This window comes from Dokdonella fugitiva, from assembly GCF_014138265.1.
GTDB classification, from domain to species: domain Bacteria; phylum Pseudomonadota; class Gammaproteobacteria; order Xanthomonadales; family Rhodanobacteraceae; genus Dokdonella_A; species Dokdonella_A fugitiva_A.
In genome coordinates, this window is sequence record NZ_JACGXL010000004.1 from 264,697 (window position 1) to 276,744 (window position 12,048).

Consider the following 12,048-nt stretch of genomic DNA (forward strand, 5'->3'; position numbering starts at 1 on the left):
GCACCGACGTGCCCGGCCGCCGCGGACGTCAGTTCTCGAAGCCGTACGCGAAGATCACGTCCGACAGCACCGACTCGTCGACGAGCACGAAAATATCCGACACGCCGTTGCCGTCGTCGGGATCGATGTTGCTCGCGCTCGACTCCCACGCCATCGACAGACCCGAGGCGTTCACGCCGATCGAGTAGCCGGCCGCGCTGTTGCCGGGCTGGCCGCCCGTCGTCCCGCTGATCATCTCCGGCGAACCCGCGCCCGGCACGAACAGGAACACCTGCGGATACGAACCCGGCCCGACCCACGCGTAGTTGCAATGGAACACTACGCTGCCGACGTCGGAAACAGCCGACACGGCACAGCTGTCGTAGGAACCGGCGGGAAGGACGGGAGGCCGCGGGATCGCCGTCGTGACGCCGGTCTGGCGGTCGCGCAGGTAGACGCCGCTGTTGCTCGTCTCGCTCGCGCCATCGGCGTAACCGAGCCCACCGTAGCTGCGGTTCTGGAAGCTGACGAAACGACCGCCCGGCGAGATCGCCGGGCGATACGCGAACGCGCTCGATCCGCTCGCGGCTGCAGCGCTACGGCTGATCAGTTCGGTCGTGTTCGACTGCAGGTCGCGCACGTAGGCTTGCCCGCTCGTCGCACCGGCCACCATCGCGTCGCTGCAGAGCATCGCGAGGTAACGTCCGCTCGCCGACAGCGCGTGCGGCTGCAGCGAGCAGTTGCTGCCCGACGCGCTGCCGTTGGCCAGCACCGACGCCATCTTCACCTGCCCGGTCGCCATGTCCTTGACGTAGATTTCCCCGGAGCTGCCGGCGGGAGCGGAACTGCCGTCCGGACGGCCCGCGATGCCGGTCATGGCTGCAACGGCCTGGAACGCGACGTAGCGACCATCGGCCGAGATCGAGACCGTGTTGTCCTCGGTGCCGCTGCTGGCGGGCTGGCCGGTGGCCGTGGCGCTGGCCAACTCCAGCGCGCCGGTCTGGCGATCCTTGCGCAGCACCTGCCAGTTCGGCCCGTACGAAGGATTGATGGTGAGGAAGGCGACGTAGCGCCCGTCGCCGGACACGACCGGCGAAATGCCGCGGAACACGCTGCCGCCGAGCGCGGACACCGCTTCGACCACGCCCGTGTCGAGGTCGACGGCGACCGCACGCGTGCCGTTGTAGGTATCACCGACCCAGTTGTTCGCGTCACTGGCGAACACCACGGTCCGACCGTCCGAGGAGACGTCGACGCTCGTGGACGCGCCGTTGGCCTCGACGCCGGCTCCCGGCACGAGGCGGGCATAGATGAAGTCGGCGCGTGCGGGACAGGCCACCATGGCCATCCCCCACGCGATGAGCGCGCAGGCGGACATGCGCAGCGGCGATGAGGCATTCATGTTCGGAACTCCCGGATTGGTGGTACGCAATCCAGTACGCGGTTCCGCGGCCGATCCCCGAACCGGCGCGCGGACGCGCCTTCACGCACCGGGGAGAGTCCGGTAGCCTCTCGGGTCCGCCTGATTTCGGCGCGCAGCCCTACTTCCCCGTACCGAGCACGATCCATCATGCCGCCCAGCCATCGTCCGCGCGCACTGTGCGCCACCCTCCTGCTCGCCCTCGCCGCTGCCCTGCCGATCGTGCACGCCGGGCGCGTCGAGCCTCCGGTCGAACTCCTCTACGCACCCGGCAACCTGCTCGTCGCCGGCAAGGTGATCGAAGTCGACGAACGCGGCGGCCGCCTCGTCTTCGAGCGCAAGGACGTGCTCGGCAAGGGTCGCCCGCCCGAACAGGTCGACGTGCGCGCATCCGCCGCCGCGCTCGCGCGCGTCAAGTCCGGCCAGCGCTACATCTTCGGCTACTCGCTCGCGCGCGCCGACGCCCGCGACCCGCTGCGCACGGTCGCCGATCCGCGCGGCGCCACGCTGCTGTCCAGCATCGGCCTCGACCCTGCCCTGTTCGACGACACGCCGCTCGCACGCTCGATCCTCAAGGCCGGGCGCAGCGAACACGGCCGCGAGTCGAGGCGCTTCTTCGACCTGCTCCTGCGAGGCCTCGAGAGCCAGGACGCGTCGCTGCAATACCTCGCGGCGGGCGAGATCGCGCTCGAACCCGAAATCAGCGAGCGCTTCGAGGACGAACGCGCGCGCGCGCGCGTCGAGAAAGTCGCGCGCGACCAACATACGCCGCCGCATGTTCGCGCCTCGCTGCTGCAGTCAGCCGCGTCACGCCCCGGCGAACTCGGCGACTGGTGGCGATCGGTCGCGATGGACGTAGTGACAACTACGCCTTCAGGCGGATATTCTCGGGAATCCTCGGAGTCCGCGGAACTCATCCTGCTGGCCCTCGAGGAGCTCGATCAACACGCCGTTCCGGTCGCCGCCGATGCGCTCTCGCGTTGGGTGCGAAGCCCGAGTCCGCCCGTGGTGGAGCGAGCCTGTCTGATGCTGCGCAAGTTGTCCGCCCCGGCCGAACGCGATGCAATCCGCGACGCGCTGGCCGAGCCGGGCCTGCCGGAGCAGACACGCAAATTTCTGAACGATCATCTGCGCCGCCTCGACGTGATGGATGCGAAGTTGAAGGCGCGGAAAGGCGGAGCCGACTGATCGTCATTCCGGGGCAGGTGTCGGCCGCCTGCCGCAGCGGAGAAGCAAGCGCCGCCAAGTCTTTCGGGGAGTTGCACCCATGGTTCTATCGCGTTTCCTGCCTGCCGCGCTGGGCGCGGCCGTCTGCGCCGCCTTCGGCGCGTCGGCCGCACCGGTGACGGTGACCAAGCCGACCGCCAGCGCACCGGAAATCCTTCCGACCGTCATGCACGCTGCGCGCGCGGACATTTCCGCACCGTTGCGCGACATCCTGCGCACGATGCCGCCGGCCTCGCCGATGGGCACCGAGCAGGAGCCGTTCGAAGTCCCGAACGTCCTGCTCAAGCCGACCGCGCGCACGAGTTCGTTCGTGCCCGACTATTCGCGCATGCAGACGCGCGGCAGCGGCGTGCCCGCGCCGACGATCGACCTCACGTTCGAGGCGATCAGCTCGACCACCTCGGGCTGCGGTTGCCTTCCGCCCGACACCAACGGCGACGTCAGCGACACGCACTTCATCCAGTGGGTCAACTCGTCGTGGCAGGCCTTCGACAAGGTCACCGGCGTGCCGGATCCGAATACGCTGACCCCGCGCCCGGGCAACTCGTTCTTCACCGGCTTCGGCGGCAAATGCGAAACGACCAACTCGGGCGATCCGCTCGCGATCTGGGATCCGCGCGCGCAGCGCTGGGTCATGAGCCAGTTCGTGACGAGCTCGCCGTTCGCGCAGTGCGTCGCGGTGTCGACCACATCCGATCCGTTCGGCACGTACGCCCGCTACGAGTTCAACTGGCCGAACTTCGGCGACTACCCGCACATGGGCATCTGGACCGACGGCGCGGGCCAGGACGCGTACGTACTGACGACGCACGAGTTCAACGCGTCGAACGCGTTCCAGGGCGCGTCGCTGATCGCGCTCGAGCGCGACAAGATGCTCGCCGGCGACCCGACCGCGGCGATGGTGCGCTTCCCGGGCTTCGACGCGTACGGCGTCGAGCCGGTCAACCTCACCGGGTCGCTCAACGCGCCGACCAACGCGTGCCCGAGCTTCGTGCACTTCGACTCGGTCTCGAGCGAGTACCTGTTCTGGGACCTCTGCCTCAACTGGACGACCCCGGCCAGCTCGACCATCTCGTCGACGCCGACGCGCGTCCAGGGCGCGCCGTTCGTGCCGTTCTTCGACGAAGTGCCGCAGCAGGGCAGCGGTGCCGGCCTCGATCCGTTCGGCACGCACATCATGTATCGCGCCAACGCGCGCGCCTTCCCCGCCGACGCGCCGACGCGCATCTCGCTCGTCGTCAATCACGTCGTGCAGGGCAACGTGCAGCAGGGCGGCATCAACTGGGTGCATTTCGACCTCGACGACCACGGCGCCAATCCGCCGACGCCGACGCCGCTCGATCGCCACATCGTCGACGAGGGCGTGTACGCGCCGGACAGCAACACGCGCTGGATGGGCGGCATCTCCATCGATGGCAGCGGCAACATCGGCGTCGGTTTCTCGAAGTCGAGTTCGGCGATCCATCCGCAGATCGAGATCAGCGGTCGCACGCTCGACGATCCGGCCGGCACGCTGCGTGACGAGACGAACTGCACCGACACGATCGCCAACGGTTCGCAGACGAGCACGAGCAACCGCTGGGGCGACTACTCGGCGATGACCGTCGACCCGGTCGACCAGTGCACGTTCTATTTCACGACCGAGTACTACCCGCTCACCGCAGGCGCGAGCTGGCACACGCGCGTGTGCTCGTTCAAGTTCGACAACTGCGGCGACCCGAACTACGCGCTCGTCGCCGAGACGCCCAAGCGCGTCGAGATGTGCGAGGCGACGACCACGGGCGATCCGACCTACGGCCTGCGCGTCGGCGTGCTCAATGGCTTCAACAGCGCCGTCACGCTCGCCGGCAACGGCCTGCCCGCGGGCGCGACCGCGCAGTTCTCGGCCAATCCGGTGACCGCGCCGGGCTCGAGCACGCTGACCCTCGTCGGCGGTTCGACCCTGCCGTCCGGCGAATACGTGTTCGGCGTCGATGCCACGAGCGGCTCGCTGACGCGCAGCATCGCGCTCGAACTCGGTGTCTCGGCGAATGCGCCGACGCCGGTCACGCTGATCCTGCCGACCGACACCGCCAGCGGCGTGAAGGTGCGTCCGCTGCTCAGCTGGGGCACGATCGATTCGACCGACCGCATCTTCGCCGACGGCCTCGACGGCGTCGCGCCGCCGCCGGTCGTGGTGCCGAGCGACGCACTCGAGTACCTCGTCGAAGTCGCGACCGACTCGGCGTTCTCGAACATCGTCGCCAGCGCGACCGTGACGGGTACGACTTGGACCGTCGACACGACGCTCAACAGCACCACGACGTACTACTGGCGCGTCACGCCGAGCAACTACTGCGGCCCGAGCGCGCCGTCGGCGACGTTCTCGTTCACCACCGGCACGCCGGGCACCTGCCCGGGCGGCACGACGTCCACGACGGTGTACCAGGAGAACTTCGACGCGGGCGCCGGCGGCTGGACCGCGGCCGGCACCGGCGGCACGGGCTGGACGCAGGGCGCGGCTCCGGCCGGCACCGGCTTCACCACGCCGGTCTGGAAGGTGCCGGACAACACCGTGAGCAGCGACCGCACGTTGACGTCGCCGTCGATCGTGCTGCCGGCCGGTGCGCAGGCGATCATCCTGTCGTACGACGCGTACCACAAGTCGGAACAGGATCCGCCGGGCGGCTGCTGGGACAGCTCCTCGCTCGAGGCGAGCACGAACGGCACGACGTTCGACTATCTCGATGCGAGCCGCATGTTCACCGACCCGTACAATGGCGTCGCCTCGGCCGGTGCTCCGCTCGCGGGCCGTCAGGGCTGGTGCTATCCGGGTCCGGCCGGCACGGCCGCACCGTCGCACGCGATCGTCGACCTCGACAGCTTCGCCGGTCAGTCGGTCAACCTGCGCTTCCGCATGGTGTCCGACTCGAACACCGCCGCCGGAGCGCCGAATGGCCTCGCGATCGACAACGTGAAGGTCGAAGCGTGCCAGTAACCGGCATCGCCTGACCTGCTTCGAAGAAACGGGCCGCCTCGCGCGGCCCGTTTCTTTTCGGGCGGCGATTCTTCCTGGCGCGACGCAAGTCCGTCGCGCGCACGCTTCGTCGCGCTCGACCCGCGCTTCGGCGCAGTCCATGCCGCGCCTGCGATCGCAATCGCCACGCCCGTCCGTGTTCGGGAATCGACTCCCCCGCACAGGACCTCGCGATGTTCCGAATCCTCCCGCACGCCGCGTTGTCGGCGCTGCTCGCGACGTGCGCCGTGCCGCTCGCGCACGCGCAACTCGCCGACGCGCGGCAACTTCTTCGGCAGCGCGCCGCAGGCCTACGCGAACCTCATGCGCGTGTCGACGAGCGGTGCCGGCGCTCGCGACACCGGCTGGCTGCCTAACCCCGACGCGCGCGTGCTCGCACTGCACGAGGACGGCGTGCGCAAGCGGCTCTACCTCGGCGGCGAGTACGCGAAGGTCGGCGCGGGCAGCCGCAGCGGGCTCGCGCGCATCGGCCAGGTGGCCGACCCCGACGTGATCTTCTTCTACGGCCACGACATCGAGTAGGCGCAGGCGCGCCTGCGGCCCGGCCGGGCCAAGTATCTCTTTATCCGGAACAAGCGATATAATCCCGCCCCTGCCTTCCGCCGAGGGGCGCTGCAGCGGGTTTCCCGCGACGCTCGGCGGGCATGCATCCCATTGCAAGGGCGCCCCGGGTTCGCCGCATGCGAATCCTTCGCGGGCAGCGCGTCATGCGCGACCCCGCGAAAAAACCCGGAGATTGACCATGAACGCTGTCGCCAAGAACCCGTCCGCACACGACTACAAGGTGCGCGACCTCGCCCTCGCCGAATGGGGCCGCAAGGAAATCGACATCGCCGAGCAGGAGATGCCCGGCTTGATGTCGATCCGCAAGAAGTACGCCGCCGCCCAGCCGCTCGCCGGCGTGCGCGTGACCGGCTCGCTGCACATGACGATCCAGACCGCGGTGCTGATCGAGACGCTCAAGGACCTCGGCGCCGACGTGCGCTGGGCCTCGTGCAACATCTTCTCGACGCAGGACCACGCCGCCGCCGCGATCGCCGCGTCGGGCACGCCGGTGTTCGCGTGGAAGGGCGAGACGCTCGAAGAGTATTGGGACTGCACGCTCGACGCGCTCTCGTTTCCCGGCGGCAAGGGCCCGCAGCTCGTCGTCGACGACGGCGGCGACGTGACCCTGCTCATCCACAAGGGCTACGAGCTGGAAAAGGGCGATGAGAGCTGGGTCAACAGCGCTTCCGGCAGCCACGAAGAGCAGGTCATCAAGAACCTGCTGAAGCGCGTCGCGAAGGAGCGCCCCGGCTACTGGACGAAGGTCGTCGCCGACTGGAAGGGTGTCTCCGAAGAGACCACCACCGGCGTGCATCGCCTCTACCAGCTCGCCGAAGCCGGCAAGCTGCTCGTGCCGGCGATCAACGTCAACGACTCGGTCACCAAGTCGAAGTTCGACAACCTGTACGGCTGCCGCGAGTCGCTCGCCGACGGCCTCAAGCGCGCGATGGACGTCATGCTCGCGGGCAAGGTGGCTGTCGTGTGCGGCTACGGCGACGTCGGCAAGGGTTCGGCGCACAGCCTGCGCGCGTACGGCGCGCGCGTCGTCGTCACCGAAATCGATCCGATCAACGCGCTGCAGGCCGCGATGGAAGGCTTCGAGGTCAACACGGTCGAGTCGACGCTCGGCCGCGGCGACATCTACGTCACGACCACCGGCAACAAGGACGTGCTCACGCTCGAGCACATGCAGGCGATGAAGGACCAGGCGATCGTCTGCAACATCGGCCACTTCGACAACGAGATCCAGGTCGACCGCCTCAACGCGTCGGGCGCGACCCGCCTCAACATCAAGCCGCAGGTCGACAAGTACACGTTCAAGGGCGGCAACGCGATCTTCCTGCTCGCCGAAGGTCGCCTCGTCAACCTCGGTTGCGCGACCGGCCACCCGAGCTTCGTGATGTCGAACTCGTTCTCGAACCAGACGCTCGCGCAGATCGACCTGTGGGCGAACAAGGACGCCTACGAGGCGAAGGTCTACATCCTGCCGAAGAAGCTCGACGAGGAAGTCGCGCGCCTGCACCTCGAGAAGATCGGCGTGAAGCTGACCACGCTCACCGCCGACCAGGCCGCCTACCTCGGCGTCGCGATCGAAGGTCCGTACAAGCCGGACCACTACCGCTACTGATCGCCGGCGCTCAACGGCCGCGAAACGAAGACGGGCGCCTCGCGGCGCCCGTTTTCTTTTGTGTCGCCGCGCCGGCGCGCGTCACCGTGCCGGTGGCAGCATGCCGATCGCGCGCAGCCATGTTTCCACCAGCGCGGGCCAGTGCGTGATCGGCTGCGCGGTCGGGCGCATGCCGAACGCATGGCCGCCGTGCGCGTACAGGTGCAATTCCACCGGCGCCTGCGCCTTCAACAGCGCGAGGTAGTAGACGATCGATTCGTGCACGTCGTCGACGGGGTCGTCCTGCGCCTGCAGGATGAAGGTCGGCGGTGTCGCTGCGCCGACCGGCGCGAGGTTCGTGACCTGTTCCAGATGCCGGCCGTCCCATAGGTGGCCCGGATAGAGCACGAGCGAGAAATCCGGGCGGACGCGCTGCGCATCCGCCCCATCGACCGGCACGTAGCGACGCGTCGGCTCGTTGCTCACCGCCGCCGACAGGTGGCCGCCGGCAGAGAACCCGATCACGCCGACCTTGTGCGGATCGATGCCCCACTCGCCCGCACGCGAACGCAGCACGCTGATCGCGCGTTGCGCATCCTGCAGCGCCATCGGCTCGCGCGGCTTGCGGCGACAGTTGCAGTGCTTGTCCCAATGCTCGCCCGAGCCTGGCACGCGGTACTTCAGCACCGCGCAGGTGATGCCGAGCGGGGTGAACCCGTCGCAGACTTCGGTGCCTTCGAGGTCGATCGCGAGCACGTTGTAGCCGCCGCCCGGGAACACGACGATCGCAACGCCGGTGTTGGCGCCTTTAGCGGGGAACACCGACAACGTCGGTCGCACGACATCCTCGACCGCGGTCCATGGCTGGCCGGCGACGAGCGATGCCTGCTCGACGGCACGTTCCTCGCCCCTCACCTCGGGCCGCGCGATCGCTGCTGTGTCGGGCCACAACGCGATCTGCTCGATGCCCGACGGCGGCTGCCATTGCGCCGCATGCACGATCGATGCATCCGTCATGGCTGCGCCCGTGACGACACCGAGCAACGCGAGCGTGCGGATCAAGACGGCCTCCGTAGTGCGCCGTACACGAAGCGCGATTGGAGCACGAGCGGAGATCCTACGGCCGCCAGTTCGCGTTGCGTTCCCAGAACTCGACGCTGCGCCGGTAGGCCTCGCGGTCGATCGGCACGCCCGAGCCGCCCTCCTCGACGCCGAGTGCGTTGCGCATCATCGTGATCGGCGCCATCGGGATTTCCTCGGGCTCCAATGTGTAGAGGCAGCCGACGACGCCCCAGTCGGCCTCGATCGGCGCGCCTTCCTTCGCGAGCTGCGCGCGGTCGTAGAGGATCACGACGAGCCAGTTCGCGACGGGCGGCTCGACCCCTTCGAACCAGCGCACGAGCACGGGCAGTTCCTCGCTGGAGCGCGCCTCGTAGGCGGAGCGCAGGCGATCGCGGTTCGCGTCGGTGACCGGCACAGTGAGGCAACGCGTCGAGGTCCAGTTGCGGTGCACGTGCAGCTTGCAGAACGGCGCGTAGCCGTCGAGCACGCGATGCGGCGCTTCGTCGTTGAGGCGCCGCTCGAACGCGTCCGGCGTGCAGTCGAGGATCGTGTTGCCGCGCGGCTGGCGCGGGAACAGGCGCGTGCGTGCGAACGGCGTGAGGACGATCGACACGGTGCGCCTCAGATCGGCGCGCCCGGCGGAATCGCCGGCAGCGGTCGCAGCTTCACCGACTTCGGGTCGGCCAGATATTTGCGGATCGTCTCGGCGGCGAGCGCACGACTCGCTCCGGCCGCGTCGCCGCCACCTTGCTTGCCGAGCCAGCCCTGCCATTGCTGCAGCGACGTGCGCACCTCGGCGTCGACCTGCGCATGCAGGCCACCGTCGTCGAGCACATGCAGCAACGCATCGAGTACGACCCAGTTCGCGGCATCCTGCACCGCCGCCGCGGCCGGCGCTTCGCCGCCGCGCGGGTCCCGCTGCCAGCTGCCGCGGAACGCCGCCGCGAGCACGTCGGCGACGCCCGGCTGCTGCGCGTCGCGCGCGTGCTGCCAGGCGAGGCGGTTGAGGCGTTCGGGCGCGAACAGGAACAGCGTCGTCTGCGCCGCCGCGGCCTCGACCGCGGCGAGCGGGTCGAACACCGGCCCGGCCTTCGTCGCGAAGTACTCGCGATTGCGCGCGTACTCGTTGCCGGGCGGCGTGACCAGGTCGAGCACGTTCGCGGGCAACGCGAGCTCGCTCGCACCGAGGTTGCCGACGAGGCGCGCGAGCGCGGCGCGCTGCGTCGCCGCCGGCACCGGCGTCGTGCCGGCAGCGCGGTCGCCGGCTTGCGCATACGCGTAGCTCGCACCCGCGAGCAGGCGCGCGACGGCCTCGGTCTGGTAGCGATGCAGCAGGTACACCGGCACGAGGCGTGCCTCGAGTTCTCCGACCTGGCGCTCGGGCGGAAGCACGCCGATCGAGAAGTGCGCGAGCGCGTTGCGGCGCGCGGCGAGCAGTGCGTCGAACGTCTGCAGCGTGTCCGCGCCGGAATCCCACAGCAGGCCGTCCGGCTCCGCGTCGCCGGGGCTGCGCGCGTCCTGGTCGCTCACGTAGCGGAAGCCTGCCTTGGCGATGTCGGCGCGCAGTTTCGCGAGCGCGGCGTCCTCGCTGCCCGCGGCGAACTGCGCGTACGCATGCGCGACGATGAAGTCGTCCCACGCACCGACACCGATGCCGTAGGCGCCGTCGAGCGAGAGCGCGCCGTCGGCACCGAGCTTCAGCAGCGGATGCGGATAATCCATCACGGAGCCGTTGCCGCCACGGCTCGCCGCGAAGTTGTGCGCGAAGCCGAGCGCATGGCCGACCTCGTGCGCGGCGAGCTGGCGCAGGCGCGCGAGCGCCATGCGTTCCGCCTCGGCCTTCAGTTCCGGCGCGTCCTTCTTGTCGTAAGGCGCGAGCAGGCTTTCCGCGATGAGGATGTCCTGGCGCACGCGCTGCGAACCGAGCGTGACGTTGCCGCGGATGATCTCGCCGGTGCGCGGATCGACGATCGGCTGCCCGTACGACCAGCCGCGCGTGTGTCGATGCGCCCAGGTGATGAGGCTGTAGCGCACGTCCATCGGATCGACGCCTTCGGGCAGCAGCTCGACCCGGTAGGCATCCTTGAAGCCGGCCTTCTCGAACGCGCTCTTCCACCAGCTCGCGCCTTCGAGCAGCGCCGAGCGCACCGGCTCGGGCGTGCCGCGGTCGAGGTAGAACACGATCGGCTTCTTCACCGCACTCGTCGCCGCGGCGGGATCGGTCTTCTCGAGCCGGAAGCGTGGCTGCACACGCCGATCGAGCGACGAGGCGAGCGGCTGCGCGTAGTCGTACCAGCCGACGCTGAGCCCGCCCGACGCGGGATGGTACGCGCGCGGCACGTAGCCCGGCGCCGGCAGGCGCACGAAGCTCAGGTGCTGGCGCAGCGTGAGGCTGCGCGGATCCATCGCGACGTCCTTGACGAACGCGCCCTCGGCGGGGCCACGCAACGTGAGCAGGCCTTCGAGTTCGGTGTTGTCCGGGAAACTCTTCGCGTCGGCGAGCGACGGCGCGCTGCGCTTTTCGTCGACTTCGTACTTGCCTTGCTTCGCCTGCTCGAGCCGCTCGGCGATGCCGTGGCGATCCGACACGAGCAGCGCGCTCACGTCGACGAGCACCTCCGCATCGGCGCCCTTGCGCTCGGCGACGATGTCGCCGGCCCAGAGCACCGATTCGGCGAACGCCTGGCGCACGCTGAGCACTTCATCGGCGTTGTTCGACGCCGCGCGGAACTTCGTGTTGTCCTCGACCAGCAGCACGCGCGCACCGACGCGCCGCCATTCGACCAGGTGCGACTCGCTGCTCTGCCCGCGATCGAGCCCGACGTCGTTCGAACCGAGCGCCCACGGCAGCGAACTAGTCATGAGGAACGGCTGGCCGAACGCGCGCACGCCGAGCAGCACGCGTCCCTTCGCCTCGTCGCGATAGACGTCGAAGAAGCCCGGCACCGATACCAGCCCGCGCGTCGCGGCCGCGAAATCGGCGATCGCGCCCCCGGCCTTGTCCGGTGGCGCCGGCGCGGCTTGCACCGCGACGACGAACAGCCCCGCCAACACCCCACCCGCCATCCGCACGCTCGGCCGCATCGTCGATCCCCCGCCGCGAAAGCCCCCATTCTGCCCGCTGCCGCACGCAGCGCGCGTAGGCCGGAGATCACGGACCGGCAGGCGGCACCTCGTCCAGCCATCTATCTC

At 69.3% G+C, this 12,048-nt stretch carries 8 protein-coding genes and 1 riboswitch; of the genes, 4 read left to right on the forward strand and 4 right to left on the reverse strand.

All coding sequences use genetic code 11. The features are described 5' to 3' along the window. Positions 1-28: 28 nt before the first annotated feature. Positions 29-1,381, reverse strand: coding sequence for a TolB family protein (locus tag FHW12_RS13665; RefSeq protein ID WP_182531583.1), 1,353 nt, complete (start codon positions 1,379-1,381; stop codon positions 29-31). 168 nt (positions 1,382-1,549) lie between these two features. Here FHW12_RS13665 and FHW12_RS13670 point away from each other — a divergent pair, with 168 nt between their 5' ends. The 4 genes from FHW12_RS13670 to ahcY all read left to right on the forward strand — a co-directional run bounded on the left by FHW12_RS13670 (position 1,550) and on the right by ahcY (position 7,815). Then, positions 1,550-2,587, forward strand: a complete 1,038-nt coding sequence (locus FHW12_RS13670) for a hypothetical protein (protein ID WP_182531584.1) — start codon at positions 1,550-1,552, stop codon at positions 2,585-2,587. A 79-nt stretch (positions 2,588-2,666) separates the two neighbouring features. Then, entirely contained in the window at positions 2,667-5,603 is a 2,937-nt protein-coding gene (locus tag FHW12_RS13675; protein ID WP_182531585.1) for a hypothetical protein, read from the forward strand. 342 nt (positions 5,604-5,945) lie between these two features. Continuing rightward, positions 5,946-6,164: a hypothetical protein gene (locus FHW12_RS13680; RefSeq protein ID WP_182531586.1), complete on the forward strand. Its 219-nt coding sequence runs from the start codon at positions 5,946-5,948 to the stop codon at positions 6,162-6,164. A gap of 76 nt (positions 6,165-6,240) precedes the next feature. After that, positions 6,241-6,317: riboswitch (S-adenosyl-L-homocysteine riboswitch) on the forward strand. Positions 6,318-6,384: 67 nt separating this feature from the next. After that, positions 6,385-7,815: an adenosylhomocysteinase gene (gene ahcY, locus FHW12_RS13685; protein WP_182531587.1), complete on the forward strand. Its 1,431-nt coding sequence runs from the start codon at positions 6,385-6,387 to the stop codon at positions 7,813-7,815. Between the two features lie 81 nt (positions 7,816-7,896). On the opposite strand, the gene FHW12_RS13690 is transcribed toward ahcY, so the two are convergent. The 3 genes from FHW12_RS13690 to FHW12_RS13700 all read right to left on the reverse strand — a co-directional run bounded on the left by FHW12_RS13690 (position 7,897) and on the right by FHW12_RS13700 (position 11,910). Continuing rightward, positions 7,897-8,811, reverse strand: coding sequence for an alpha/beta hydrolase (locus tag FHW12_RS13690; RefSeq protein WP_182531756.1), 915 nt, complete (start codon positions 8,809-8,811; stop codon positions 7,897-7,899). A 100-nt stretch (positions 8,812-8,911) separates the two neighbouring features. Beyond that, complete coding sequence (locus FHW12_RS13695; RefSeq protein WP_182531588.1) at positions 8,912-9,469, reverse strand: DUF3228 family protein; 558 nt, start codon at positions 9,467-9,469, stop codon at positions 8,912-8,914. A gap of 8 nt (positions 9,470-9,477) precedes the next feature. Further along, positions 9,478-11,910: a zinc-dependent metalloprotease gene (locus tag FHW12_RS13700; protein ID WP_310735240.1), complete on the reverse strand. Its 2,433-nt coding sequence runs from the start codon at positions 11,908-11,910 to the stop codon at positions 9,478-9,480. Positions 11,911-12,048: the final 138 nt, after the last annotated feature.